The 25653-nt window shown below is 70.0% G+C and carries 23 protein-coding genes and 1 pseudogene; 16 read left to right on the forward strand and 8 right to left on the reverse strand.

Annotation, left to right across the window (positions count from 1 at the left end; genetic code table 11):
- The first annotated feature begins 501 nt into the window (after nucleotides 1–501).
- On the forward strand, nucleotides 502–930 hold the full coding sequence (locus ABTY40_RS20455) for a hypothetical protein (protein WP_352060812.1): 429 nt from the start codon (nucleotides 502–504) through the stop codon (nucleotides 928–930).
- A 334-nt stretch (nucleotides 931–1264) separates the two neighbouring features.
- On the opposite strand, the gene ABTY40_RS20460 is transcribed toward ABTY40_RS20455, so the two are convergent.
- Nucleotides 1265–1633 carry a chaplin family protein gene (locus ABTY40_RS20460; RefSeq protein ID WP_352060813.1) on the reverse strand — a complete coding sequence of 123 codons (369 nt, stop codon included), beginning with the start codon at nucleotides 1631–1633 and terminating at the stop codon, nucleotides 1265–1267.
- Nucleotides 1634–1854: 221 nt separating this feature from the next.
- Nucleotides 1855–2022: a hypothetical protein gene (locus ABTY40_RS20465; RefSeq protein ID WP_352060814.1), complete on the reverse strand. Its 168-nt coding sequence runs from the start codon at nucleotides 2020–2022 to the stop codon at nucleotides 1855–1857.
- Nucleotides 2023–2300: 278 nt separating this feature from the next.
- On the opposite strand from ABTY40_RS20465, the gene ABTY40_RS20470 reads away from it, so the two are divergent.
- The 3 genes from ABTY40_RS20470 to ABTY40_RS20480 all read left to right on the forward strand — a co-directional run bounded on the left by ABTY40_RS20470 (nucleotide 2301) and on the right by ABTY40_RS20480 (nucleotide 6101).
- Nucleotides 2301–3296, forward strand: a complete 996-nt coding sequence (locus ABTY40_RS20470; RefSeq protein ID WP_352060815.1) for an aminotransferase class I/II-fold pyridoxal phosphate-dependent enzyme — start codon at nucleotides 2301–2303, stop codon at nucleotides 3294–3296.
- A 699-nt stretch (nucleotides 3297–3995) separates the two neighbouring features.
- Nucleotides 3996–5429: an amidase gene (locus tag ABTY40_RS20475; protein WP_352060816.1), complete on the forward strand. Its 1434-nt coding sequence runs from the start codon at nucleotides 3996–3998 to the stop codon at nucleotides 5427–5429.
- A 198-nt stretch (nucleotides 5430–5627) separates the two neighbouring features.
- Nucleotides 5628–6101 (forward strand): NUDIX hydrolase, encoded by a 474-nt coding sequence (locus tag ABTY40_RS20480; protein ID WP_352060817.1) that lies wholly within the window; start codon nucleotides 5628–5630, stop codon nucleotides 6099–6101.
- A 216-nt stretch (nucleotides 6102–6317) separates the two neighbouring features.
- Here ABTY40_RS20480 and ABTY40_RS20485 read toward each other — a convergent pair whose 3' ends face one another.
- Nucleotides 6318–7097: an HNH endonuclease family protein gene (locus ABTY40_RS20485; protein WP_352060818.1), complete on the reverse strand. Its 780-nt coding sequence runs from the start codon at nucleotides 7095–7097 to the stop codon at nucleotides 6318–6320.
- Nucleotides 7098–7473: 376 nt separating this feature from the next.
- On the opposite strand from ABTY40_RS20485, the gene ABTY40_RS20490 reads away from it, so the two are divergent.
- A complete protein-coding gene (locus ABTY40_RS20490; RefSeq protein ID WP_352060819.1) occupies nucleotides 7474–7656 on the forward strand; it encodes a hypothetical protein in 183 nt (60 codons plus the stop codon).
- A 230-nt stretch (nucleotides 7657–7886) separates the two neighbouring features.
- Here ABTY40_RS20490 and ABTY40_RS20495 read toward each other — a convergent pair whose 3' ends face one another.
- Nucleotides 7887–9041, reverse strand: coding sequence for a hypothetical protein (locus ABTY40_RS20495; protein ID WP_352060820.1), 1155 nt, complete (start codon nucleotides 9039–9041; stop codon nucleotides 7887–7889).
- 1 nt (nucleotide 9042) lies between these two features.
- Nucleotides 9043–9378, reverse strand: a complete 336-nt coding sequence (locus ABTY40_RS20500) for a hypothetical protein (protein WP_352060821.1) — start codon at nucleotides 9376–9378, stop codon at nucleotides 9043–9045.
- 1065 nt (nucleotides 9379–10443) lie between these two features.
- On the opposite strand from ABTY40_RS20500, the gene ABTY40_RS20505 reads away from it, so the two are divergent.
- Entirely contained in the window at nucleotides 10444–10929 is a 486-nt protein-coding gene (locus ABTY40_RS20505; protein WP_352060822.1) for a WapI family immunity protein, read from the forward strand.
- 573 nt (nucleotides 10930–11502) lie between these two features.
- Here the strand turns inward: ABTY40_RS20505 and ABTY40_RS20510 are convergent.
- Entirely contained in the window at nucleotides 11503–14664 is a 3162-nt protein-coding gene (locus tag ABTY40_RS20510; protein ID WP_352060823.1) for an AfsR/SARP family transcriptional regulator, read from the reverse strand.
- Nucleotides 14665–14843: 179 nt separating this feature from the next.
- Between ABTY40_RS20510 and ABTY40_RS20515 the strand changes: the two genes are divergently transcribed.
- Nucleotides 14844–15623 (forward strand): SDR family oxidoreductase, encoded by a 780-nt coding sequence (locus tag ABTY40_RS20515; protein ID WP_352060824.1) that lies wholly within the window; start codon nucleotides 14844–14846, stop codon nucleotides 15621–15623.
- 1012 nt (nucleotides 15624–16635) lie between these two features.
- Here the strand turns inward: ABTY40_RS20515 and ABTY40_RS20520 are convergent.
- Nucleotides 16636–16791, reverse strand: coding sequence for a hypothetical protein (locus ABTY40_RS20520; protein WP_352060825.1), 156 nt, complete (start codon nucleotides 16789–16791; stop codon nucleotides 16636–16638).
- Between the two features lie 57 nt (nucleotides 16792–16848).
- Here ABTY40_RS20520 and ABTY40_RS20525 point away from each other — a divergent pair, with 57 nt between their 5' ends.
- A complete protein-coding gene (locus ABTY40_RS20525) occupies nucleotides 16849–17115 on the forward strand; it encodes a YxzC family protein (protein WP_352060826.1) in 267 nt (88 codons plus the stop codon).
- Between the two features lie 134 nt (nucleotides 17116–17249).
- Here ABTY40_RS20525 and ABTY40_RS20530 read toward each other — a convergent pair.
- Nucleotides 17250–17686, reverse strand: a pseudogene (locus ABTY40_RS20530) (HNH endonuclease); the annotation flags it as partial.
- Nucleotides 17687–17975: 289 nt separating this feature from the next.
- Here ABTY40_RS20530 and ABTY40_RS20535 point away from each other — a divergent pair.
- The 8 genes from ABTY40_RS20535 to ABTY40_RS20570 all read left to right on the forward strand — a co-directional run bounded on the left by ABTY40_RS20535 (nucleotide 17976) and on the right by ABTY40_RS20570 (nucleotide 24951).
- Nucleotides 17976–18212: a cupin domain-containing protein gene (locus tag ABTY40_RS20535; RefSeq protein ID WP_352060827.1), complete on the forward strand. Its 237-nt coding sequence runs from the start codon at nucleotides 17976–17978 to the stop codon at nucleotides 18210–18212.
- Entirely contained in the window at nucleotides 18209–19297 is a 1089-nt protein-coding gene (locus ABTY40_RS20540) for an ROK family protein (protein WP_352060828.1), read from the forward strand. The genes ABTY40_RS20535 and ABTY40_RS20540 overlap by 4 nt, the downstream gene beginning before the upstream one ends.
- Before the next feature lie 86 nt (nucleotides 19298–19383).
- The gene (locus tag ABTY40_RS20545) at nucleotides 19384–20667 is read left to right on the forward strand and encodes an aspartate aminotransferase family protein (protein WP_352060829.1); all 1284 of its coding nucleotides are present in this window, start codon (nucleotides 19384–19386) and stop codon (nucleotides 20665–20667) included.
- Nucleotides 20668–20708: 41 nt separating this feature from the next.
- Nucleotides 20709–21854 carry a 3-dehydroquinate synthase gene (aroB, locus tag ABTY40_RS20550; protein ID WP_352060830.1) on the forward strand — a complete coding sequence of 382 codons (1146 nt, stop codon included), beginning with the start codon at nucleotides 20709–20711 and terminating at the stop codon, nucleotides 21852–21854.
- A gap of 36 nt (nucleotides 21855–21890) precedes the next feature.
- Entirely contained in the window at nucleotides 21891–22817 is a 927-nt protein-coding gene (locus ABTY40_RS20555) for an ROK family protein (protein WP_352060831.1), read from the forward strand.
- Between the two features lie 193 nt (nucleotides 22818–23010).
- Nucleotides 23011–23412 carry a hypothetical protein gene (locus ABTY40_RS20560; RefSeq protein WP_352060832.1) on the forward strand — a complete coding sequence of 134 codons (402 nt, stop codon included), beginning with the start codon at nucleotides 23011–23013 and terminating at the stop codon, nucleotides 23410–23412.
- 358 nt (nucleotides 23413–23770) lie between these two features.
- Nucleotides 23771–24256 carry a hypothetical protein gene (locus ABTY40_RS20565; protein ID WP_352060833.1) on the forward strand — a complete coding sequence of 162 codons (486 nt, stop codon included), beginning with the start codon at nucleotides 23771–23773 and terminating at the stop codon, nucleotides 24254–24256.
- 245 nt (nucleotides 24257–24501) lie between these two features.
- Nucleotides 24502–24951, forward strand: coding sequence for a hypothetical protein (locus tag ABTY40_RS20570; protein ID WP_352060834.1), 450 nt, complete (start codon nucleotides 24502–24504; stop codon nucleotides 24949–24951).
- Nucleotides 24952–25653: the final 702 nt, after the last annotated feature.

Genomic DNA, 25653 nt, shown 5'->3' on the forward strand with positions numbered 1-25653 from the left:
CCGAACGAGCGGCGCTCCCCGCCAGGAACGGGGAGGGGCGCCGACCATCAGCAGCTCCTCGCCCGCCCGCATCCCCACCGCACCCCGGGATGGGAGTCGCTGGGGCCGCTGTCAGCCTGCGCTGGTATGGCGTGCACGGGTGAGGCCCGGTGCCCGGCGCGTTCTGGGGGCGGTATTGCCGGGCCGGCCCCTTCTTCTCCGGATTCCTGTCCGCCCCGAGGCGGGGGCCGGCCCCCTTTCGCCGGACTGGGGCGGTGAGCAGATCCCATCGCCGCCGGGCCCTCGGCCCCGGCCCCCACCTGCCCGACACACCCGCCCGCGACCCCCGCGCCCTGACCGCCGCGGAGCGGGCGGCGGCCGGTGAGTGGACCGCCCAGTCCGACGCCCCGGCACCGCCGGGGTGCCGCCGTCTCGGTCCTGGTCCGACCGACCCTGGAACCACCCCGGGCGGGTGAAGTACGGGTGCGTCTCCCGGGCCGGGGCCCGCTCGTTGTTCCGGGCATGGACGCATGGGGTGTGGTCGAGACCGGGATGCAGTTGGATGTGGGGATCGTCTGGATCTACCGGGCCTGCCCGGCGCGGGGCCGGTTCGTGCACGCCACGATGGACTCCGCCCGGCATGACGCCGCCGCCCACGCCGTCTGGTGGCACCGCGACCGCATGGCGCTCACGGACATCGCGCTGCGGTTGATCTCCCAGCAGGAGAAGGACGTGCGCGTCAGTGCGGGGTGGGACCCGGCTTCCGCGGCCGGCATCGTGCCGCCCCTGGAGCCGTTGTACGAGGGGGAGCTGTCGCTGGTTCAGCAGCGGATCGTCTGCGACGCGGTGGGCTGCCCCGAGGACTCACGGCACCGCCGGCGCCAGCGCGCGGAGCAGGCCGCTGCCGTCCCGGACCCGGCGCCGGGCCCCCTCCCCGCCGTCCCCCGGTGAGGTGCTGCCGCATCACGTCCGTGAGGGGGCCTGTATGGCGCTGTGAGCGCCTGAAACCCACCCTTGGGTGCCGATTGCCAGGAGTGTTCAGCGGCCTCTACGGCGCCGAACAGAGGCGCCCGATCCCGGGTACGGCTCCGGCATCTGATGGGGGTACGACCCCGGCGTGGTCAGCGCCGTGCGGCGGTCACCGTCCCGGGGGAGAACCGCCACGCACGGCGTAGCCCTCCCGCAGGGGGCCGCCGACCAGACGAGGACACCGGTGGCCGCGGTGGTGCCGGCCCGGACCCAGCCTCGCCGGCCCGGGCGTTCCCTGCGTCGCCCTGCCGGGGCATCAGCCGGCTAGCCGAGAATCACACCTCCTCGTCTTGGTGAGTGGAATTTCGACGTCGACAATCTGAATCACGTTGATGTCCTGCACGCTCACACATTCGAGGTTCTTGAGGTTGAGGTCGGCGCCTCCGCATTGGTTGAGGGGGCTGCCGAGGGGGAGGCCGGCGAGGTTGCCGGCGGCGGTGCCGGTGCCGTGGGTGGTGTTCCCGGTGGCGTAGGCGCCGGTGTGCTGGTTGGCGCAGGAGGTTGCGAAGGCGGGTGCGAGGACGTCGCCGATCCCGCCGGCGAAGGCGGGAGCGACGACGGCGAGAGGGGCGCCCGGGGCAGCGGCGGCCAGGGCCGTGACGGTGGCGGTGCGGTGGTTGATCATGCCGGGTGCAACGACCGGCCCCGTCGTTGTCACGTTCCGGCCCCTCGGCCCCTCACGGGCGCGCGACAGTGGATCCCCGCCTGGCATACGCCGTGGCCCACGCCGTCTGGGGGCACCGTGCGACCGAGCGGCGCTCACCGGGATCTCCCCGCGGTTGATCTCCGGGATCGCGGCCCGTTCGGGGGGTGATGCCGGGAGGGTCAGAACCGATGCCGGCTGCGTTACGGGGCGGTGGTGTAGTGGACGACGGTCGTCTGGCGGCGGGGGGGGCCGACGGCGTAGACGTTGGTCGCGTCAATCGCGGCCTGCTCGACGGCAAGGCCCCAGCGGAGTTTCGCCGCGGTCCACTCGGCGAGGTGGCGGCATGTCGCGCCCGGGGCGGGCGGCATCTACGTCGAGGGGTCCTGGTCCTTTTCGTGTTCGCGGGGGCAGTCCAGGTCATCGGCCTGGGGATGCCGATGCGAAGTGCGGAGTAATGCGTTCCACCCTCGGGTAGTAACCGTGTGTGAACAGCGTGTTGCGGATCAGGGAGGAAGGGGCCACCGCCGAAGACGTGTGGCCTGTGGTGACGGCTATGGTGGGGGATCTGCGGCGGCAGGCGCCGCGCATGCTGGGCTTTCCGGCCAACCTTGCCTGGGATGCCTCACCCGCCCACAGCCTGCTGTCCATGATGATCAACAATGCCGGTGACCCGTCGACCCACGACGACTCGGGAAACGATGCCAAAGCCTTCGAGCAAGCGGTGCTGTCCTGGTTCACCGACATCGCGGGCGCAGACCGGGACACCTACGGATACGTCACCGCCTCCGGCAGCGAAGGCATCCTGTTCGGCCTGTTCGTCGCACGGCACAGATTCCCCCGAGCACCGGTCTACCTCTCGGCCGACGCCCACCACAGCGTCCGCAAGGCAGCCGCCATCCTCCGCATGGAAACCGTCACCGTGCCCTGCCGCGACGACGGAACGATGGACCCGGCAGCACTGGCACGCCTGTGCCACCACGCCCGGAGGACGAACGGAGGCCGCAGCGACGGCGCGGCGGTCGTGGCTACGATCGGCACGGTGATGCGCGGAGCCGTCGACGACCTGCCCGCACTGCGGAACGCCGCCAGCCAGGCAGGAGGCGTCCACCTCCACACCGACGCCGCCCTGGGAGGCCTGGTGGCCGCCTTCACCCGCCCCCAGCCCGCCTGGAACCTCGCCCACGGCGCCGACAGCGTGTCCGTGAGCGGCCACAAACTCCTCGGCTGCCCCGTGCCGTGCGGCATCGTCCTGACGCACCAGCGGTTCGTGCCGCCACAGCCGACCGGCCAGTACCTCGGCGCCGACGACCACACCCTGGGCTGCTCCCGCAGCGGCCTGGCCGCCGCCTTGCTGTGGTGCCGGCTGCGCGAAATGGGCACCCGAGGCCTACGACAGACCGTCAGCCGCTGCCAGCAGACCGCGCAGTACGCCACCGAAGCCCTCACGGCGGTGGGCGCGCGCCCCGAGCGCTTCCCCGGCGCCCTCACCGTCACCTTCGACCGACCCGACGCATCAACCTGCGCCACCTGGCACCTGGCCACCCAAGGTGACCGTGCCCACCTGGTGGCCATGCCGCACGTGACACCGCAGGCCGTCGACATGCTCTGCGCCGACCTCAGCCGTGACATCCGCGGCCACTGAGAGCACGCCGAACAACAAGCGCAGGACGCCGTCAACCCGGACGCCGATTCCACCGGTCATCGAGCCACATCGCTGGAGCCTGGCGCGGGCCACCGGGCAGGGCCGGCGCGCTCGTCCGCATCTCCACCGCACCCCCGGGTGGGAGTCGCTGGGGTCGCTGTCACCGCGCCGACATGGTGCGCGTTGGGCCAGGCCCGGTGCCCAGACGGCGCTCTGGGGGGGGCAATAGCACCGGGCCGCCCTCTCGTTCCCTTCCTCCGGCGAGTCCCCGTGCCGCTCGCCGGGGGAGCGGAGGAGTGCCCTCCCCGGCAGGAGGGAGGGGTGTGAGCGGTTCAGTGGAAGGGACTGCCGCTCGTGAAGGCGCGGGCGGCGAAGTGCTTGCCCATCCGGCGGTACGCGGCGGCGGTGGGGTGAAGGCCGTTGGTCAGATCGTCCGCCTCGTTCGGGCCGAGCAGCTCGCGTCCGTCGAGGTAGTGGAGGTGGGGGACCGTGCGTCTGGCAGGACGTCACGATCCGTTCCAGCTCGGCACGGACCACTGCCAGCGTCAGTGCCCCACGAGCTGCTTCTGACGGGTTGCCCAGAGCTGTCACGGCCTGCGGGTGCCGGGCGTGCGCCGGCCCCGGCCCGGCCGACTGGTCTCCTCCTCCCTGGCGGGCTGGGAGGTGTATGCGCCCGCGAGTAGTGGTAGCCCTCGCGGTATGACGGAGCCGACGCTTCTTACCGGCCTGACGGCCTTTGGACTGCTGGCCGGCTATGGACGCGGCGACTTCTCGCCCGTGGAGGTGACCCGGGCGGTGCTGGACCGCATCGACGTGGTGCAGCCTCTGGTCAACGCGTTCGTGCGGGTGGATGCCGAGGCGGCGCTCCGCGCAGCGGCGGCCTCCGAGGAGCGCTGGCGACGCGGTGAGCCGCAGGGGCTGCTCGACGGGGTGCCCGTCTCGGTCAAGGACTTGTTGCTCCAGGCGGGTGGTCCCACGCTGCGCGGCTCGTGCACGGTGTCGCCGCGCGTCTCATCGGACGAGGACGCGCCGTGTGTGACCCGGCTGCGTGCTCACGGGGCCGTGCTTCTGGGCAAGACCACGACATCTGAGTTCGGATGGAAACCCGTCACCGACTCACCCCTGACCGGCATCACCCGCAATCCTTGCGACCCGTCCCGCACCTCGGGCGGGTCCAGCGGCGGCTCCGCCGCAGCCGTCGCGCTTGGAGCCGGCCCTCTGTCCATCGGCACGGATGCCGGCGGATCGATCCGTATCCCCGCCTCGTTCTGCGGCATCGTCGGATTGAAACCCACCTACGGCAGGGTGCCGATCCACCCGCACAGCCCGTACGGCTCCCTCGCACATCTGGGGCCCATGGCACGCGACGCGGCGGACGCGGCACTGCTCCTCGATGCCATCAGCGGTGAGGACTGGCGTGACGGCTCCCAGATGGGTCCGGTATCACCGCTGTCGGACTGTCTGCGTCTGGGTGTCGAAGGGCTGCGCATCGCCTACTCCCCCTCCCTCGGCGGCCGGGCAGCGGTGCGTCCTGCGATCGCCTCCGCGGTACACGCCGCTGTGCACCATCTGGCCGACCTTGGTGCGCATGTCGAGGAGGCGGATCCCGATCTTCCCGACCCGGCGGACGCCTTTCGCACCCTGTGGTTCAGCTCATCAGCCCACGCGACACAGCACCTGACCGCAGACCAGCGCAATCTGCTCGACCCGGGACTGCGCGAGGCAGCCGAGTGCGGCGCCCGCTTCAGCGCCTTGGACTATCTCGCGGCAGACCACATCCGTACAATCCTCGGCTACCACATGGGGCGGTTCCACACGACCTACGACCTACTGGTCACCCCGACCCTTCCGCTGACGGCCTTCGAGGCCGGCACGGACGTACCACCGCGATCGACATACAACGACTGGATGAGCTGGACGCCCTTCACCTACCCCTTCAATCTCACCCAGCAGCCCGCCGCGACGCTGCCCTGCGGCCTGGACGAAGACGGTCTCCCCATCGGACTGCAACTCATCGCAGCCCGCCACCACGACGCCATGGTCCTGCGCACCGCGCACGCGCTTGGCACAACCTGGCCATCCACCCAGCGCCCCGGCCCCGGCCGGCGAACCGCCGCCGGGCCGTCGACCTAGACTGAACCGCTGTTCCGGCCCCCGGCATCATGCTCGTCATAGCCGAGGTGACCGGTGATCTGGCCCTCCAGGGCCCACTTGGCCGACTCGAACTGAAGCGGCTCCAGGCGTAAAAATTTGATCTGGCTTCATTCTGCGCTCATGGCGCTGCGTGGATCTTGGACGTCGGGATAGGGTCCGGTGGGAGGTGCGGGGGGAATGAGTTTCCGGCTGGCTGCGTACGCCGTGTGCATCGAGGGCGGGCGGGTACTGCTCGCCCGTCACATCCCGCCGAAGGGCGAGAGCAACTGGACCCTTCCGGGTGGCAGGGTCGAGCATGCGGAGGATCCGTTCGACGCGGTGATTCGGGAGGTCGCTGAGGAGACCGGCTGCGATGCGGTGGTCGAACGCCTGCTGGGCGTGGACTCCAGGGTGATCCCCGCGGCCGACCGCCCTTTGCCCGGCCTGCCCGAGCATCAGAATGTCGGCGTCTTCTACCAGGTTCGTATCACCGGCGGCCAGTTGCGGCCGGAGCCGAACGGTGAAATCGCCGAGTCGGTCTGGACTCCGATTCCCGATGTCGCTCGCCTGCGCCGGTCATCGCTGGTCGACGTCGGCCTCGCTCTGGCGCAGACGCTTCCGCCGACCGGCCACGTCGCTGCCGTCCCGGTCGGCGGCCTAATCCAGCACTGAGGCGCGATCAACATCCGAACTGGCTGCCCCACGGGCGGCGACGTTCGTGAGTGGGGCGGCCGGCCTCGTGCGAGTTTCTCCAGTTCGACACCTTCGACTCGGAGGTCAAACTGTCCTTGAAGGCGTTGGAGCCCGACCCCCTCCAGGCTTTCGCTGGCCGCACAGCGGTGGGCCAGGAACTCCTCGGGAAGGTGAAGAAGATGCTTCTCTTCGGCATTATCGTCGACCTCGGGATGCAAGCCCGATCATCCTGGTCGCGGGCGGTCTTCCAGCCGTTCTTAAGGTAATCGATGACGACCTCGTCTGGCAGGGGCCGACGGCGTAGACGTTGATGGCGTCGGTCTCGGCCTGGTCGGCGGTAAGGCCCCAGCGGAGCTTGGTCGCGGTCCATTCGGCGAGGTACCGGCAGGTCGCGCCCGGGGCGTGCGGCATCCACGTGGCGGGGTCCTGGTCGGCATTCTGACGGTTCGTCCGCGCGGTGACGGCGAGGAGGGAGGCGGCGGCGTCCTGGTCGTTGGCGTACGCCTCCCGCCGCGCCGGCGTCCAGGCGCTCGCGCCGGAGTCCCACGCTTCCGCGAGGGGGACCATGTGGTCGATGTCGAGCTTCCCGGGGTCGGTGACCTCCTGCTCGTCGTAGTACGACAGCCACTCGCCGCCGGCCAGTTTGCAGCCGGCCGCGACGGCCGGTGCCTCGGTCGCTTCGGCCAGGAGCACTTCCGCACGGGTGTTGCAGCCGTCGGCCGGGTCCAGGCCGGCGTTCCAGTGCCGGAACTTGTCGCGGGTGTACCCGGCCCGGGACTCGTCGGCCACGACGATCTGGCCGACCGCGTAGCTCAGCGGGAACGCCCGCCCGGCCGCCGCCGGTGCTGCGGGAGCGCTCAGGTCCCCAACGGCCGTGGAGGTGCCCGCCGGGGTGGCGTGGGCCGAGACGGGGACGGCGAACGAGGACAGGGCGAGAGAGAGCGCGGCCAGACCGCGCACCATGTTCGTGATCACGAAGCACAGGCATAGCGGCCCGAACCGTGTCGGCGCGGGCGAATCGGCAGGGAGTCGACTGAGCGGGCGATCGGTCTCACCGGAGAAGCGCTCCTGCCCGCCCCGCCCCCGCTCCGCCTTGCTCTGCCCCGGCCCGCCTTGCCGAGGCCCGTCCCGCCCGGCCGCTGCGCCCCGGCCGCCCGCCCGGCCGCTGCGCCCCGGCCGCCCGGCCGGTCCGGGGCTGCGGCTGCGGTCGCGGTACTCGTGTGGTGGCCGTTCACCGGGCGGGGCGGGGCGCGCTCTGCGTGGGCAGGTGTGGGTGTAGAGGGTGCGGCCCGTATCTGCGTAGCCTGACTGCGGTAGCGCCCCATCACCGGTCAGATAGGCGGAGCCCCCTTTGAGCGCGTCCACGGACACCACCCTCCCGGCCCCCGCGGGCCCTGGCCTGCGCCAGCCCGCCTACGGCTTCCCCTCTTCGGCCCTGCTCGCCCGCGCGGACCGCGGCCACGCCCGCTTCCTCGCCCAGCACACCGAGAACCCGGACCACCGCGCCGATACCGGGAAAGAACCCACACGGTGAGCACCGGTCGGACTCCGGCTGCCCGTGCACGGCGCCTGACCGCGGACCGAAGGCACGCCCGCGAGCGTTCTGGGCGCCGGATGTGGGCCGGGCCGGTGAAGGGACCGTCGGGAACCCCGGCGGGATTCAGGCCCAAGCTGAGGATGGACAGTGCAGGTGCGTCGATTCCGTCCGCAGTGGAATCGAGAATGCCCCCGACGAGGACGCCCCCGCCAACGTCCATCCGCTGCCTAGCCTCTGGCGGGCATCGCAGCATTCATTCGACGCAGCAGTTCCTCGGTCAGTAGGCTTAAGCGATACTCATCGGCAATGCGTGTCTGCATGGACAACACCGGAGTTCCATACTTTAGTGCTGTCACTGGAATGCATCGGAATATCTGGCCATGTGAAGGGCTGCCGTATCGTCCTTGCGCGCAAGCCAATTCCAGGTTGCTGATGGCCTGATTACATCTGAGCCATCCTGCTTCCGTGGCTTTCGTGACGGTTCCCATCAAAGATGGAGCCGTGTCATTGATCACGGCTAAAGTCACGCTGTGTGTGAGTTCATACCTGACTAAAGGATGGGGGTAATTCCCCCGATCGTAGTCAAAGACTGTCGCGCGATAGGTGTCATACATGCTGAACAGCAGACAGGCGGCGAATGACGACCGCTCGAAAAGAGTGTCGAGCCTGTTTGCTGAGACTCCGTTCGAACGCCCTTTCGCCCCGAGGGGAAACTCGGTAATCAAGGACTTCGTGAGGGCGACTGCCGCCATCACGTCGGCATGCACCTCGAGACCGCGACGCAGGTGCGGAAGTACATCGTGAGGCACGAAGGGGGAGCCGGCATCGGCAAGGGCCAGGAGCTTGTCGTGACGCTTATTTATGTGCACCATCTCATGCACGACCAGATAAAAAAGGCACATGCTCATCACGTCGTGTGCCTCCGAGTCCCGAAGGTCACTGGCACCCGTTTCGCCGTCAAATGACTTCAGAGCATCCCATTGAGATTCCTCGGCGCCCTCATATTCGCTGTATACAGGCGTCAGTCCCGGTAGTACTTCCCAGCCGGGCCGGCTGTCCAGAGGGTTCCCAACGACACGAACAACTTCGTCCAGCGCCAGGTGCTGAAGCAGCCTGCGGGCGAGTGCGCGGGCCCGTGCGAGTACACCGAGGGGAATGATGATCACCTGGTCGCCGTCATCGATTCGCCTGGCCCGGCAGGTCATGGAGTTGCTGTCCACGACTTCGACCGAGAGATATCCGTCCGGCCCCTCTCCTGCTGCCTCCCGCATGAAGGTGAGTGCCTCGCTCAACGCAGCGACGCCGTCGGCCGTCAGGACGTTTTCCAAGACGTCCTCGCCTGCCACACCGCCGGACATTGCCACCACATCTGCGAGACGCACGTCATTCGGCGATCGCTGCGAGGGACGGGCAGAGTTTCTCCAGCCCAAAATGTAGAAGCTGTGCGGACAGCGCCGCTACAGGCACTTGCATTCCATATCTACTCGCGAGGACATCAGCCAGGGCGGAGAGGAGGGTGTTGCGGTCCTTGTTCTTACTTGAGAAAGCCCGGTTGACGGCCTCATTGCCGCACACAAGGGAGCGGAACTCGGCAAGATTGGCACGGAACCAGCGACGAGCCGCAGCCCGCTTCTCGGACTCGCTGTAATCTTTGGCGCCGAAGTCGTCCGCGAGCAGCGCGGCGCCGATGATCAAGTCCAGCTCGTCGGGCGTCTTCACCGCGTATGACTCTGCCGAGAACGACATGACAGCAACCCCCAGGATGTCCGACCGGCCCCAGCGACATGCTGGCAGATCGGAGGTTCCCGTGTCTGCGGGATGTCCGTACCGGCCCGCACAGCCCAGCACGGCCGACCGCGTTTCCTCGATCGCGGCCGACTTCGGACACCGGCCGAACACGTGTTGCCGAACCACGACCCGCGCGCTGGACAAGCAAAACCCGTAGTCACGAAGACGGTCGCGGCCGCTGCGGCGACGGGTGGGCCGCCGGGCCTCCCGCTCGGCCACACCGACCCCTGGTGAGGAGGTGGCCAGGCGCGTGTCCTCCCCTCACTGCCGCCAGGCATCAGCATGGTTGACGAAGGCACCACCTGTGGGTCCGGCGGCTACTCGCGCGTCGCGAAGGTCACCAGCGAGGATGGCCTGTCCCGCCCGGAGATCATCCGCGCACTGGGCCTCCAGCAGGAGAGCTGCCGCTCTAGCGGCTGGCTGCTCGACTGGCGCGACCTGTGCGTCGGAGCTAGGGACACTGGCGGGAACGCCATTGTCTGCGCCGGCTGGAGATGATGAGTGGCCGTTTGGGGCAGCGCCTCACCTTTCTGCCTGATGCGGCGGCGGGCGCGCCGCACTGTCGCTAGGGTCGCTTTCATCCCGCGCCGACAGGGTGTGCGTGGGCCACGGTGCCCAGGCGCTCTGAGGGCACTACCGCCGGGCCGCCCATCCCCTCCCCGTGCCGGCCGACCACCCCGCCCGCGCGCCCCATCCCGAACTGTCCTCCGGGTGCCGGGCCGCACCGGGGGGCCCACCTCGGGTGACAGCCGCGGGATTGTGGGCGGAGCCACGCGGGTAGTGCCCACTGAGCTGCCGCCAACCTGACGAGCAGGTCAGAAGGCTGGTGTGGGCGGTCCTTGGGGTGCTCGTGCTGGTCGTGGGCGGAAGCCCATCGAAAAGATCGTCTGGAGGGTCGGGATGGTCTCCGAAACAGAGTCAGGGGCGGTGCTCTGGCCCGTGCACGTGTGCTGGAGGCGTAGTCCGCTGCTGGCCAGCGCATGACATTCTGGCCCAGTGCTCCTGAACGATCTCTCCAGCAGTGTCGACCTCCGCCCAGTGCGCTATCAGTTCGCCACCGTTCGGGGCGACTCCTACGACGACAACTGGCTGGTCATCGAAGGCACGGTGGCGACTCCTGAAGGAAAGTGGTCCTTCGCCGATCCGTGTCTGCTTACCGATGAGGCCCGCCAGGTGTCCGCCTGGCTGCGCGCGGTGGCCGCAGGGACGGTGGACGTCTCCGAACCTGATGCCGAAGGCGAGCTGTCGCCGGACACGTGGTTCATCGAGCCGGTCGTGGCTTTCAGCCTCGCCCGTCGAACTGAGAGCGGGATCGCGGTGATCCGCCTTCATCTGTCTCTGGAGGCGGCGCCTCCGTGGCAACAGGGCGATGATGGGGCTGACATCCACCAGTGCGTCGTGGAGGTCAGGTTGGACGCCGCAGCGCTGCTGCACGCGGCTGATGAGTGGGACCGCTCTCTGGCTTCCCTCCCGTCCCGCTGATCCACCCGTCCCCGGCACTCCCCGCCCAACCGATTCCCACCTGCTGGGGTCGGGCGCCCCTCTACGATCCGGTGCATGCTGGAACCCGAGCTGCTGGAACGGATCACCGCGCGTCGCGCGGAACTGGACGGACTCGAACAGCAGCTGGTCAGACGGGTGGCGGAAGGCCGAGCGGGGCGAACTCGCAGTTGCCGAGCGTGTCCTTGCGCGGATGACCGGGCAGCTCGTTGAGACGCGCGCGCCTCAGCCAATCCGGTGCCCGGTCAGGTGGGCGGCCGGGCGGTGACGCTGATCCGGCACCGCGAATCGGGCGTGGGGGGCTGCCGTGGGACGCCGGCAGCCGGCACGAGCACCCCGGGAAACGACCCACCACCCTTTTGATCTGCGAATTCAGGATGGCGGAATCTCACTGATACGAGGCCGAGACGTGGCAGCTCGCGGTGCCCTGCTGGTGGGGCAACGGCGGATACACCGACCAGCGTGGTGGGAGGCCGAACGGTGGAGTGCGGGACAGGGGTGGTCCCGCTGGGGGGCGGTGGCCTGTCCTGCGGCTGTGGTCACCTGCCTCCTCGATCAGGACACCGCGTCGAGGACTGGTTGGCGGAAGGCCCTGTCGATCGCGGCCTTAATTCGGTCGACGTCCGCGCGCTCGGCCGCGGGCAATGGAGCGCCGAGGCGTGCCCTGGCCGTGGTGGCCGCGTCGAGCAGCCGTACCGCGCCCCGGTGGTGACCCGCCAGAGCCCGAGCACCCGCCAGTCCTTCCAGAGCCAGGGCCATAGCGCGGGGATCACCGGTGCGCCGGGCTGCGGCCAAGCCGTCGCGGTGGAGAGCGAGCGCGGTCGGCGCGTCCCCGCGCAGTTCGGCGATGAAGCCCAACTCGGCCAGGATCAGGGCGGTTCCGTGATCGCTGTCCAGCCGGCGGTTCCACTCCAACCAGTCGGTCAGGTACGCCTCGGCCTCGTCGAGGCGACCCTGCCTCCGGGCCACCAGGCCGAGACCTACCTCGGCGATCTCCCGACCGGGTCGGTCGCCGTGGCGTACGGCGAGGTCCCGGGCCTGCTCGTGGAGCCGCTCCGCCTGCTCGTGGTCGCCCGCCAGCAGGGCGATCCTGCCCAGTTCGACGAGCCGTCGGACGGCTTCCGTCCACATCCCGAGCTCTTCGCTCATCTTTAGCCCCTCGCGGTGGTGCGACGTGGCCTGCTCGTAGTCCCCGGCGATCTCCGCGAGGGTGCCGAGCACGGCCGCGGCCTGCACTCGGCCCCATCCGTCACCCAGTTCCCGGAAGATCCTCAGCGCCTCTTCGCTGTCGGTCTGGGCCGCGGCCAGGTCACCGCGTACATGCCTCAGTACGCCCCGCGTACTGAGCGCCGCGGCGGTGACCCACCGGTCATCGAGCTCCGCGGCACCCGCCAGGGCTCCCTCGACGAGCTTCTCGCTCTCCGCCGGGTTGCCGATCCGGCACGCGGCGAACCCCAGGACCCACAGCGCCTGTACCCGCTCTCCCGGATCGCCGATGGCGTCCGCGATCGAACCGAACCGCGCTTCGGACCCCCGCTCCCCGCGCAGCATGGCGAAGGCGGCCAGCCACGCCGCGGCGGTGGTGTGCGCAGTCCGCCGTTCGGGGAGGTCCACCGGGAGCGTGAGGGCGGTGGTCAGGGAGCGGACGGCCTCACCGGTCCGGCCGCGCAGGAACCAGTACCAGGACAGGGCACGGACCAGCCGCAGCGCCTCATCCGGCGCCGCGTACCGTACGCAATGGTCGAGGGCGACACGGCAGTTCGCCGATTCCGCGTCGAGCCGTCGCAGCCAGCGACCCTGCTCCGCGCTCCGCAGCCCGTCCTGGGACAGGACGACCAGGTCCGTGTAGTACCGGGCGTGGGCCAGTCGCACGGCCGCCGTCTCTCCCACCTCGTCGAGCTTTTCGAGGCAGTACGCGGCCACCGACTCGAGCATGCGGTACCGCGGGCCGTTCTCGCCGTGGGTGACGGAGAGCAAGGATCGATCCACCAGCCGGGCGAGCAGGTCGAGGACCTCGGCGGGCTTCACTCCGGCTCCCTGGCACACCGCTTCGGCGGCCTCGAGCGTGCAGCCCTCGACGTGTGCGGCCAGCCTGCGCAGCACGGTCCGCTCAGCCGCCGTCAGGAGCTCCCAGCTCCAGTCGACCATCGCCCGCAGGGTCCGCTGGCGCGCCGGAGCGTCACGGCGGCCCGCAGTGAGCAGGTGAAACCGGTCGTCGAGCCGCCGCGCCAACTGCTCGACGCCCAGGACGCGGACGCGGGTGGCGGCCAGTTCGAGAGCCAGCGGAATGCCGTCCAGACGACGGCAGATCGAGGCGACGGCCACTGAGTTGTCGTCGGTCAGGGCGAAGCCGGGGAAGGCGTCGGCGGCTCTGGCCGCGAAGAGGCGGAGGGCGTGCGGCTCGTCGAGGGGCTCGACTGTCCACAGCCGCTCTCCCGCGATTCCCAGCGGTTCCTGGCTGGTGGCCAGGACCCGGATGCCCGGAGCGCCGCGCAGCAGCATCTCGACGAGTTCGGCGGCGGGTTCGATGACGTGCTCGCAGTTGTCCAGGAGGAGCAGCAGGCGTTTGTCGCGCACTGCCTCGACCAGGCGCTCGGTCGTGTCCGTGCCGGGGGTCCCGGCGTCGTCGCGAAGGCCCAGGGCCGTGGCGGCCGCCTCGGCCAACTCATCGACCGTACACTGCAAACCGGGTTCCTCGGCCCGGCCCCGCCCCGCCAGCTCCACCAGCCAGGACCCGTCGGCCAAATCCGCGGTGGCGCGTGTCGCCGTCTCCAGGGCCAGCCGGGTCTTGCCCACGCCGCCAGGGCCGGTCAGGGTCACCAGCCGGCCGACGGACAGCAGGCCCTCGATCTCGGTGACCTCCTCGTCGCGGCCGATGAGCGGGGTGGCGGGCGCGGGGAGATTCGTCCGCGGGCCCGGGCCGGCCGACTCGTCGTCTCCTCCGGGTGCCGGGATCGCGATGCCGTCGGCCCGCAGCCCCGGCTCATGCCGGAGTATCTCCTCGTACAGACCGGTCAGCGCGGGCCCGGGGTCCAGACCGATCTCTTCGGCGAGCAGTCGGCGCAGCTCGTGGTAGGACTCCAGCGCCTCGCTCGTCCGGCCCGCCCGGTACAAGGCGCGCATATGGGCCGCGCGCAGCCGCTCGCGCAGCGGATGCCGCCCCACCGGACCGGCCAGCTCGGTGGCCACAGCGCGGTGCTCGCCCAACTCCAGCCGCGCCTCGGCACGTTCCTCCAGGGCGTCGAGCCGTTGCTCGTCGAGGCGGGCGACGACTTCCCGTACGAAAGGCTCATCGCGGAAGTCGGCGAAAGCGGGCCCCCGCCACAGGCCCAGGGCCTCGGACAGCAGCGCGGCCCGGTGGCGCGGTTCCCGTATGGTTCGCGCCTGGGAGGTCAGTGCTGTGAAGCGTGCCGCGTCCACCGCCTCCTCACCAACGCGCAACACATAGCCCGGCGCCCGATACGACACCAGGTCACGGACGCCACCGCCCGCAGTCAGCGCACGGCGCAGCCGGGAGACCCGGGTCTGCACCGCGCCCGCAGGATCGGCGGGCGGGCGGCCGTCCCACAGGTCCTCAAGGAGGGTGTCCGCCGGCACCACGTGCCCCGGTGCGATCAGAAGCTCAGCCAACAGGGCCCGTACCTTGCGCTCCGGAACCGGCACCGGCTCGCCGTCGTCCGTCCACACGGCCAGCGGCCCCAGCACTCCGAAACGCATGAGGTGAGCGTATCCCGGGCCGCCCGCCGGCGGACGGCCCGCCAGAAGGCGGACCGTCAGAGGGCCGTCAGAAATCCGTCAGAACACCTCCAGCGCACACGGCCATCGTGGTCCTCGTCCACACGAACCGCGGGAATCCACGGGAATCCAGGGGAATCCGCAGGAAAGAGGCAGGAACCATGAACACGTATGCGGGCAAGAAGGCCGTCATCACCGGTGGTACGCACGGCATGGGGCTGGCAATCGCCAAGGCGCTGCTCGACGGGGGCGCCGAGGTCGTTCTCACCGGACGCAACGAGAAGACTCTGGAGGAGGCGAGGACGGAGCTGGCTTCCAGGCCGGTCCACGTCGTCCGCTCCGATGCCGCCAGCCTGGCCGACATCGACGCGCTCGGTGCGCTCGTCGAGGAGCGGCTGGGCCGGGTCGACGCCCTCTTCGTCAACCATGGGACGGCGGAGTTCCAGACCCTCCAGGAGGCCACGGAAGAGTCGTTCGACCGGCAGTTCACGATCAACACCAAGGGATCCTTCTTCACGGTGCAGCGTCTGGCCCCGCTCCTCTCGGACGGTGCCTCGCTCGTCTTCACCACCGTCGCCAACGACGTCATTTTCCCCGGCTTGAGCGCCTATTCGGGGTCGAAGGAAGCGCTGCGGGCCATCGCCCAGGTGCTCGCCGCCGAACTGCTGCCCCGGCGGATCCGGGTGAACGCGGTGGCGCCCGGGTTCATCGAGACACCGACCATGGGTGTCGTGGGCCTGACCGACGAGCAACGGGCCGCCTTCCTCAAGCAGGGCGAGAGGAGCACTCCTCTGCAGCGCAACGGCACTGTCGAGGAGGTGGCGAAGGCCGCTCTCTTCCTGGCCTTCGACGCCACCTTCACCACGGGCATCGAACTGCCCGTCGACGGGGGATGGGGGCAGGGCCTCGTCGCCCCCACCCACGAGCAGCAGGCGCCCTGATGCGCCGGGGACATCAGCTCACCGAGGGTGTCCCACTCGGTCCGCCGGGCCGCCTTCCTCGGGTACGCCGACATGCCCCGCTTGTCGGCGTACCCGAGGACGGGTGTGTGTGGGCCGCTCGCGCAGCGGATGCCGCCCCGCCATCGGCCGTACGGGCCGCCGACGTCCCCTTGGGCGTGCCCGGGGCACCACTCGATGCCGGGTTACTCCCTGGGGAGGTCGGGCTGTCCGGCTGCGGCCCGGGCGCCGACTAGCGGGCTCCACGGTGCGCCGGTGAACAACGGGTTGCCGCCGGGCGGCGGGAGTGGACCGCCTGAGCTCAGCGAGGTCCTGGCAGCGGCGTTGACCGCACAGTGCGGCTCGGGCGTAGCGGCGCTGGGCTGCTGCGGGTCTCACGTCGGATCCGGATGGTGACTTTCTCCAGTGGCCGGCCCAGATCTGCGGTGTCGTGTCTGTGCGGTGCCGCGGATGCTCCGCTGGGCTCGCCGGGTGTGCCGGCCGCCGCTGGGCTTGATGTCCGGGGGCTGCTGCCCTGCTCGACGGCCTCTACGCCCTCTCTGCTCCCGGTCCGCCTGCTGCGGACCTGGCCCGGTGTCGGCCGGGGGACGGGTGCCGGTTACGTTGCCCTATCCCGCGAGCCTGTCGGCCCGTTCGTCGTTGGCCGCGCCCGGCTCCGGCGTCACCCGAGCGGGTCCGCTCGGGTCACGATCGGCACGCCCGATCGTGACGGCACAGCGTCGCCGCCCGGCTCCCCGGTTTCCTGCCGCGTTCGGCCTCGGAGCCCGCCGTCGGCCGGCGCGGCCCCCGGGCCGTCATGATCACGGGTTCCCTCCAGGGCACGGCGGGGCTGCTGCTCGTGGCCGCCGCCCGAACGTGACGCTGTTCCACGCCGGCTGGGCACTGGCCGGGCCTGCCACGGCGGCTCCCCTCCAACAGCCCGACCGCCCGGCACTAGGGCAGGGGTGGCGGGCCGCCCGGCGCCGGGGCCGGGCGGCCGGGTGGAGACAGGTGCTCATGCGGTCCGTCCCGCGTGGCGGGCGCGGGCGATGAGCAGCGTGTTGCGGGCGGGGGTGGGGTACATGCCGGGTTCCGCGGGTGTCCTTCTGGGGGGAGCAGGGTCTCGCCGCAGCTGGGCGGTGGCCCTGGCCTGCTCCAACAAGGTGGTCACGGCTTCGGAATCTAGTGCCGCGTCAGGCAACGTATGCCCTGCCGGTACGGTCAGGGCATGGACAACAGCGCTCAGCCAACTCTTGATGAGATCGAAGAGCGCTTCGTTGAGCTTGCCGCGGGTCGGCTGTCCCGGGACGAGGCTGACCGCTGGGCGGCGAGATGGGTGTTGAAAGACGGGGCCATCTGGGACGACCTGTCCTGGTGGGCGCTGAACTGCCTCTACGGAATCGATCTCCCTGCGGATGAGAGCGGCGGCTACCTGCACGATGACGAACAGGTACGGGCCTGGCTCGCTGAGCTGAGGAAACGCCGAGCGATGTGAAGCAGCCGCAGCGCCGTCCCAGGTTCCGGTCGCTGTCAACGAGGGCGAAGGTTAATCGCCGTGCCGGCAACGACCCGCTCCTCGGTCCCTTCGGCGAGGTAGCGGCATGTCGCTCCTGGGGCGGGTGGCATTCAGGTGGCGGGGTCCTGGTCGGCCTTCTGACGGTTCGTCCGCGTGGTGACGGCGACGAGGGAGGCAGCGGTGTCCTGGTCGTTCGCGTACGCCTCCCGCCCGCCGGACTCCAGCTGCTGGCGCCGGATTCCCAGGCTCTGCGGGCCATGTGGTCGATGTCGAGCTTGCCGGGGTCGGTGACGTCCTGCTCGTCGTAATACGACAACCACTGGCCGCCGGTGAGTTTGCAGCCGGCCGCGACGGTGGGTGCCTCGGCGGCCTGGGCCAAGAGCACCTCCCCCCTGGTGTTGCAGCCGTCCGCCGGGTCGAGGCCGGCGTTTCGGTGCCGGAACTTGTCCCGGGGGGTGTTGGAAGCGGGGCGCGGCGCTCGACCCGCCAGCTCACAGGATGAAGCCCTCGGAAGATGAGCCGGACCCGGAAGCAGGCAGCAGACGTACATGAAGGCGATGGTGAGCAAGACCGGCTATCCGGCCAGAGATCATGATGCCGGGTCGGAGAAGCGCAGGTCAGGCAGGTTGTCGACGGAAGTTCATGTGCCCAAAACGGTCTGTTGGCTCCTGTGTTGCTGCTTCTACCATCGATCTCAGTCTGCCGAGGGGGTCAGTGTGGGCGTGCGTCGTGTGCGCAACCTGTTCCAAGGGGAGTTACGCCGGGACGAGGGCTGTCACGGTGGCCGTGGCCATGTTGATGTCTTCCGCCCCTTCGAGCGGCGGCCGGGCGGGCCGCGGGTGGACTTCATCGACCTGGCGGTGGTGCCTCCGGGCTCCGAGATCGGCCGGCACCGGCACGGGGATGACGAGGAGTGGTACGTCGTCCTGGAGGGCTCGGCGACGATGCTGCTGGACGGTGAGGAGTTTCCCGTCTCGGCGGGCGACATCGTCGTCAACCGCCCCTTCGGGGAGCACGGCCTGCGCAACGACTCCGACCGCGACGTCCGGCTCTTCGTCTTCCAGGCCAGCCGTTGACCGGCGCCGGCATTTCTGCACGTCCGGTGTATCTGGTCGCGGACCTCGGCGGCACGACGCTGCGTGCCGGCTGGGCGCGGGCCGGAGACCTGACGGTGTCGGGTGTGCGGCGGGTGGCGGTGGACGGTATCACCCGGTATCCCGGCCTGTCGGCCGGGGAGCTGCAGGCGCGCGTGGTGGACCAGCTCGTCCGTCTTCTGCGGGAGTGCTCCCTGACCGCGCCCCGCAGTCCTTCGGCCGTGGCAGTCGCTTTCGCAGGTCCGGTCGGCCGCACCGGTACGGTCGTCGACGCCCCCACGATCTGGGGGCCGCGCGGTCCCGAGCTGCCGCTGGCTCGGATCCTCGGCCGCGAGTTCGCTGTGCCTGCCCTGGTCCTCAACGACGTCACCGCGGCCGGCTGGCGCTACGCGGCCTCCGACGGCGGGGAGGACGACGACTACTTCTGCATGGTGACCGTGAGCTCCGGGGTGGGCAACAAGGTCTTCCGCCGCGGTGAGGTACTCCTCCCCGACGACGGCAGGGGCGGCGAGATCGGGCACCTGAGGGTGGACTTCGCCGCGGACGCCCCCTGGTGCGACTGCGGGGATCGGGGCCACCTGGGGGCCGTCGCCTCGGGGCGCGGTGCCCTGCACGCCGCCGGTGTGCTGGCACGCCGGTTCCCCGGAGCCTTTGCCCGCTCGGTGCTGTCTGCCGCCTGCGCAGGGGACCCGGGCCGGCTGTCCGCACAGCAGGTCGCCGCTGGTGTCCGCAGCCAGGACGCGTTCGCTGTCCGGGCGGTGACGCCGGGCGTACGGCACCTCGGCCGCACCCTGGCCGCCCTGCACACCGCGCTGGGTGTGGGCCGGTTCGTCGTGATGGGAGGGTTTGCCCGCGCAGCCGGCGAACCGTACCTGCGGCTTTTGGGCGAGGAAATGGCGAAGGCCGGTGGGTTTCTGCTGCCGCCCGCCGCGGCGGGCGGTCTCCTTCAGCCCGGTGCGCCTGATGACGACGACGGACTGCTCGGGTCCCTGCGTCGGCTGGAGAGGTCCGGCAGTCCCCGCGCCGCCATCCCTAAACCCGCGTTTCCCGCCGCCGGCACATCCTGACCCGCTCCCGGTGTGCCGCCCGTGCGTCCGGATACACGGGCGGCACAGCGCCGGTTTCCCTCCGCCCGCCGACCGTGAGGACTTCCATGGACCTGCCGCTGTCTACTGATCCGCACGCCGTCGCCTACCACGAGCTCGGTCCCGACCTCCTCGTCCGAGGGGAGGGGCTGAGGGTCTGGGACGAGAAGGGGCGCGAGTACCTGGACTGCGTGTCCGGCACCTTCAACCTGATCCTCGGCCACAATCACCCGGCCGTCCTGGCCGCCGTCAGGGAACAGTCCGAGCGCCTCGTCTTCGCCAGCTCGGCGTTCCAGACCGAACCCACCAATCGCGTCATGCAGCTCCTGGCCGAGCTGACCCCGGCCAATCTGACCCGGGTCAATCTCCGCAGCTGCAGCGGATCGACGGCGAACGAGGGTGCCATCAAGATCGCACAGATGCACACCGGACGCCGGGACGTGATCGTCCCCTTCCGTGGCCAGGTCGGACAGTCGCTCGCCGCGACGGCGTACAACGGGCTGGCGCGGATGCGGGCCCCCTTCCCTCAACACCACCCCGGCGCTGTGAACGTCCCCGACCCGTACTGCCGACGCTGCTTCTACCGCCAGAGCCCCGAATCGTGCGGCTTTTGGTGCGTGGAACGCATCGACGACTTCCTCACCTACGCCGGATCCGGCAGTACCGCCTGCATGATCATCGAGCCGATCAGCGGCGTCGGCGGCAACGTCGTTCCGCCGTCCGGCTACCTCCGGCGTCTGCGGGAGTTCTGCACCGAACGCGGCATCGTTCTTATCTTCGACGAGATGCAGACCGCGTTCGGACGCACCGGGCAGCTCTTCGCCGCCGACCACTTCGGCGTCCAGCCCGACATCATGACCGTCTCCAAGGGCTTGACCGGCTCCGGGCTGCCGCTGGCCGCGGTCATCACCGAGGAACGCTTCGTCGGCATGGAACGCTCCCTGCACGGCTTCACCTATGGCAGTCACACCCTGTCCGCCGCCGCGGCCGCCGTCACGCTGGAAATCGTCAGCCGTCCGGAGTTCCTCGCCCAGGTCCGCACGGTCGGCACCATCCTGCTCGAACGCCTCCTCACGCTGCAGGCCGATCACCCTTGCCTCTACGACGTCCGCGGCGCCGGCCTCATGCTCGGCATCGAGGTCGCCGAACCCGACGGAACCCGCTCCTCCCCCCTCGCACACGCCCTGCACCAGGCTCTGGCCGAACGCTTCGTCATCACCCGTATCTCCGAGCACGGCCAGGGCAACGTCATCGAACTGCGCCCCCCACTCATCCTCACCCCCCAGGACGCCCACCTGATCGCCGACCGCTTCGGCGAGGCCCTGGAATCCCTGCCACGCACCGCGCGCTGAACCTTCCTCACACCCGCCGACGCCGCCACGAGAGGAAGAACATGAACCTGCCCGAGGGCACCCACGTGATCCACGACGCCATCGCGCTGCCCGAACCGCACCACGCCATCCGCGCCCGGGCCCTGCGCCGGGCCGAGTACCCCGTCGCCCTCGCCGACAGCATCGAGGAAGCGGTGAAACACCTGCGCACCGTCATCGGTGACCAGCGGATCGCGCTGGTCACCGACGACACCGTCGCGACCCTGCATGCACAGGAGTTACAGGCCGAGCTCCACCGCCAGGACATGGACTTCACCCTGACCACCATCCCGCCCGGCGAGCAGAGCAAGACCATGCGCACGGCCGGACGCCTGCTGGACTGGCTGGCGGACAGCCGCATGCGCCGCCGCGACGTCCTCGTCGCCCTCGGCGGCGGCGTCGTCATCGACACCGCTGGCTGGGTCGCCAGCGCCTACATGCGCGGCATGCCCTACGTGAACCTGCCCACCACCCTGCTGGCCGCCGTCGACGCCGCGCTGGGCGGCAAGGTGGCCGTCGACCACCCCACCGCGAAGAACCTGATCGGCGCCTTCCACCAGCCGGCTGCGGTCGTCGCCGCCACCCCCTGGCTGTCCACCCTCCCCGCCAGGCACGTACGCGCGGGCCTCGCCGAGGCAATCAAGAAGGGCGTCATCGCCTCCCCGGCGCTCTTCGAGCTGATCGAGCACCACCTGCCCCACATCCAGGACCTGCACCCGGGCCCCCTGCGCCGTCTCGTCCACGGCGCCGCCACCGTCAAATGCGCGCTCATCGACCGCGACCCCTACGAAGAGGACCTGCGGCGCCCCCTGAACTTCGGCCACACCATCGGCCACGCCGTCGAGACGGTCACTGGCTACGGCCCCGTCCTGCACGGAGAAGCCGTCGCCTTCGGCATGGCCTGCGCCGCACGGATCTCCCTCGCCCGCGGCTGGCTGGACGACACCTCCCACGCCCGTCTCCTCACCCTCCTCCAGCGCACAGGACTGCCATGCGAGCAGGCAGAGCTCCCCGCCCGCCTCGACCCCGAAGCGGTGATCACCGCACTCGACAAGATCCGCCTGATCCGCGACGGCCGGCTCCGATTCGTCCTTCCGCTCGGCATCGGCACCACCGCCATCAGCGACGACGTCACCGACGACGAGATCCGGCAGGCCCTCACCACCTAGGGCCCGCCCCGCCGTCACAACAGCTGAGGAGATCCCGTGCCCGAAGAAGCCATAGGCGTCGACGTGGGAGGCACCAAGACCCTCGCCGTCCGCATCCGGCCCGACGGCACCATCATGCAGCGGATCCGCGTCCTCACCCCCCGGACCGGGCCCGCCGATCTCCTCACGCTGCTGACCAGCCTCACCGACCGTCTCAGGACGCCCCGTACCCAGGCCGTCGGCGTGGCGCTTCCGGGACTTGTCGAAACCGCGACCGGCACCCTGCGCCACGCCCCCGGCTTCCCCTGTGACAACCTGCCGGTCCGCACCCTGCTGGAAGACGCGGTCGGACTGCCCGTCCACGTCGACAACGACGCACGGGCCGCCACCTGGGCCGAGTACCGCACCGGAGCCGGCCGAGGACACCGCGACATCCTCATGATCACCGCAGGGACAGGCTGGGGATGCGGTGCCGTCATCGACGGACACCTCTTGAGAGGCTCCCAGGGCTTCGCCGGCGAAGTAGGACACGTTCACGTCGCCACCGAAGGCCCCACCTGCTACTGCGGCCGACAAGGCTGCGCCGAAGTGAGCGCCAGCGGCAACGCCATCACCCACCACGGGAAAACTGTCGGCTACCCCGACGGAGAAGCCGTGACCCGCGCGGCCCGTGACGGCGATCTCCGCGCCCTGGCCGTCCTCCACACGGTCGGAACAGCGCTCGGCCATGGAGCCGCCGCCCTCGTCGACCTTCTCGACCCGGCCATCGTCATCGTGGGAGGCGGCGCCGCCCACGCCGACGGCCTGCTCCTCGCACCCGCCCGCACCGCCATGCACACCGCCCTGACCGCCTCACGGCGCCGGCCAGGCATCCCGCCCCTCGTCACTGCCCACCTGGGCAACGACGCAGGAGCGGCCGGCATCGCCCTCCTCGCACTCGACCCGCCTGCCCAGCGCCGCCAGAACGAGTCTCACGACGCCTGACATAGTCGCGGTTGCGGACGTACGACCGTGTGAAGGACCTTTGACTACGGGGTGCCAAGGTGTCGGACGTGACGCCGCGGATTCGTGGACTTGATCCCACCGCTGCTGATCGACGCCTCGAGGCATCGGCGCAGACACGGCTGGCCCGTCCCGGCAGCCGGCGACGCAGCGGTCGAACGCGGGCGAGTTGGGGGTGCCCCAGGCGCTGTCCTGGTCGTGGTCGGTGGTGCCGGCGCCCCGGGTCGGTCGCGTGGTCGTGGTGCTCGTCGTGGTCAGGATGTGTCAGTGGTGGCGTGCACTGAGTTGGCAGGGGTTTTGGACCGAACCTCGGCCGCCCGGCACCTCGGCATCCCGGAACGTCGATTTCACCCACCTGACCCGCGCCGGTCTCCTGCGCCCCGCCGTCCACGTCCACAGCCGGTTCCAGCCCCGCTCCCACGCCCCGGCGGTACCCCTCTACCGGTACGGCGACCTTCAGCAGCTCCTCACCCACCCCGGCATCGACTGGGAGGAGATCCGTACGACGCCGAAGGGCCGGCCGTCCCCGCTCGCCTACATCCCCACCGCGTCCCCGAGTGCGGGCGGGGGTCGCTAGGGTCGCTGCAGGCCGGCGCCGATATGGCGTGCGCGGGCGAGGCCCAAGGCCCAGACGGTGTTTTCGGGGCAGTACCGCCGGGCCGTCACCTCTCCGGTCCCCCGCCGTCCACCCTTGGTCGGGAGACCGGTCTCTTCGCCACCGGACAGGGCGCTACGTGACCGTTCGGACAAGTCAGGTCCCAGGCGTACTGCGCTCTACCCAACGGGGCTTGCAGTGCTGCTCATGGAGATGGGGGCGGTACTGACTGCGCTGGTCGGCGTGGCAGGAACTTTCGGGGCTGCGCTGCTCACGCAGCGCGGCGCCGACCGGACCAACCAGCGTGAGCTGGCGTTGAGCCGGTCCATCCGGGAGGCGCGTGAGGATCGCGAGCTGCGCCGCAAAAAGCTACACCGACCTGCACAGAGACGCCCGGCGGTTCGCCACGGCTCTCAGTCGGCACCTCTACGTGATGCGGGACCGGGAGATCGATGACGATGACGTGCGGACGCTTGAAGAAACCAAGGGCGCTCAGCGGAATCGCTGGTCGGAGGCGATCATGATCGCGCCCGGTGTGGTGCTCGAGGCGGCCCAGGAAGTAAATGACGCACTGATCCGCGTGTGTCGGCAGGTGAAGCGTCAGGAGAAGGGGAACCCACGGCCGGGCGAGACGCTGCAAACGGCGGCAGAGGCGCAGCAGGCACTCTGGCCGCTGATCCACACCATGGGGGACGTCATGCGCCGTGACCTCGGGGTGGCCGGCGAGATCAGCGTTTCATCGTGGGCAGGGCCCAGCCAGATGGGAGTGTCAGCCGACATGCCGAGCACAGCCCAGACAGGCGTTGCCCGGAGGACACAGGCGTAGCTGGTCTTCGCTCGATCAGTTCTTTCTCGCCACGGCGCAGCATATGTACAGCGCAAGGACGATCGGCCGGAGAACACGCCTAGGGCGGCGGCCGGCCGGCTCGCCGGACTGGACGCGGCGGAGCTCGCCCAGTTGACCTGTAGCCCCCTGGCTTCCTGCCCTGCCTGGGATATACCCCGCCAACCAGATGCAGGAGCAACTATGATCTTGCCGGGTCTCCGTGGGGGGACGTGAAAGGGAGAACCATGAGGATTCTGGCTCGACTTGCTCTCATACCGGCCGTGCTGGCGGGTGTGGGGCTCGGAGCATCCCCGGCCTCGGCGGAGGTGGGCGACGTCTATTCGCAGCAGTCGTTCGCGGTCTGTTACAAGAACTCCGACTGCAATATGGGCTTCACCTCGGGGGCTATCAGCTGGCCTGTCGCGTGCCAGCAGGGTCACACATGTTACGTTCAGGTCGAGGGCCGTGTGGTGAACCGGCTGGGCAGCAGCTACTCCACCACCGCTGTCTTCGAGGCCTTCGATTACTCCGGGACCAAGCTGGGGGGCGACACCCGCACCGTCGCGGATGGTAACAAGAACTTCACGTTTATCGGCTTTCCCGAGGCAACGTCGCGGGTGAAGATCACGGTTTGCCAGAACTGGGAGGATGGCACGCGCACCTGCGGCTACCCGGAGAGCTACAGCGGAAGCTAGACCACTTGGCGAATGGGAGGTCCGGAAGGGCCTCCCTTTTCTTCTCCAGAGCGCCCTCGTAAACGTTGGACACCCCATCTTTCATTTACGGCCTCGGGACCATCGGCGTAGCGGTTACGCCAAGCCGCTGACGACAGCATCGGGAACAGCTGACAGGCCCGGCCGCGATGTTCCGGGAAGATCCCTGAGCGGTTCTGGGCGCCGGTAGCTGGGTGGCCCGGCGGTGGTGGTGAACCGGCGCCGCCGACACCCCGAATTCCCCGACCCGTCGCCGGCACCGGTATGCACCCCGGAGTTCGATCGCCGCGATCGCGGCCCGGCTCCTCGACCACGACAGGATCGCCGTCCCCACCGGCGTACCGGTGGCCACGCCGCTCGGGCCGGAACCGCGGAAGCCCCGGCGCCGGTCCCGGCCGATGACCCGCGGCTCGCCCTGGCCTACGACGCCGAAGGCAACGACCGAATTACCGCCTGGGGCACCGACGCCGCAGGGCGGGAGCGCGTCCAGGAGACCCTGGGGGTCTTGTCGGCTTGTGGGGTGGCATGGAGTAGGGTCCGGCGGTCGTGGACGACGGCCGGGCCCCGGGTGGCTGCTGGTGGTCAGCCGTTGTGGCGGTTGATGAAGCGGGTGCTCGGTGGGACCAGGCGCCCGCGGTGGTGGTGGACCAGCTGATCTTGACAGGGTTGAAGGTGGCGGCGCTC

Source organism: Streptomyces sp. NPDC126503 (assembly GCF_040302405.1).
GTDB classification, from domain to species: domain Bacteria; phylum Actinomycetota; class Actinomycetes; order Streptomycetales; family Streptomycetaceae; genus Streptomyces; species Streptomyces gulbargensis.

Excerpts from the sequence above, each read along its gene's own strand:
- ABTY40_RS20465 (WP_352060814.1), bottom strand. The coding sequence starts at position 2,022 with ATGCCGCCCGCCCCGGGCGCGACATGCCGCCACCTCGCCGAGTGGACC.
- ABTY40_RS20480 (WP_352060817.1), top strand. The coding sequence starts at position 5,628 with ATGAGTTTCCGGCTGGCTGCGTACGCCGTGTGCATCGAGGGCGGGCGG.
- aroB (WP_352060830.1), top strand. The coding sequence starts at position 20,709 with ATGAACCTGCCCGAGGGCACCCACGTGATCCACGACGCCATCGCGCTG.
- ABTY40_RS20475 (WP_352060816.1), top strand. The coding sequence starts at position 3,996 with ATGACGGAGCCGACGCTTCTTACCGGCCTGACGGCCTTTGGACTGCTG.
- ABTY40_RS20545 (WP_352060829.1), top strand. The coding sequence starts at position 19,384 with ATGGACCTGCCGCTGTCTACTGATCCGCACGCCGTCGCCTACCACGAG.
- ABTY40_RS20455 (WP_352060812.1), top strand. The coding sequence starts at position 502 with ATGGACGCATGGGGTGTGGTCGAGACCGGGATGCAGTTGGATGTGGGG.
- ABTY40_RS20525 (WP_352060826.1), top strand. The coding sequence starts at position 16,849 with ATGGACAACAGCGCTCAGCCAACTCTTGATGAGATCGAAGAGCGCTTC.
- ABTY40_RS20460 (WP_352060813.1), bottom strand. The coding sequence starts at position 1,633 with ATGATCAACCACCGCACCGCCACCGTCACGGCCCTGGCCGCCGCTGCC.
- ABTY40_RS20570 (WP_352060834.1), top strand. The coding sequence starts at position 24,502 with ATGAGGATTCTGGCTCGACTTGCTCTCATACCGGCCGTGCTGGCGGGT.
- ABTY40_RS20470 (WP_352060815.1), top strand. The coding sequence starts at position 2,301 with ATGATGATCAACAATGCCGGTGACCCGTCGACCCACGACGACTCGGGA.
- ABTY40_RS20510 (WP_352060823.1), bottom strand. The coding sequence starts at position 14,664 with ATGCGTTTCGGAGTGCTGGGGCCGCTGGCCGTGTGGACGGACGACGGC.
- ABTY40_RS20515 (WP_352060824.1), top strand. The coding sequence starts at position 14,844 with ATGAACACGTATGCGGGCAAGAAGGCCGTCATCACCGGTGGTACGCAC.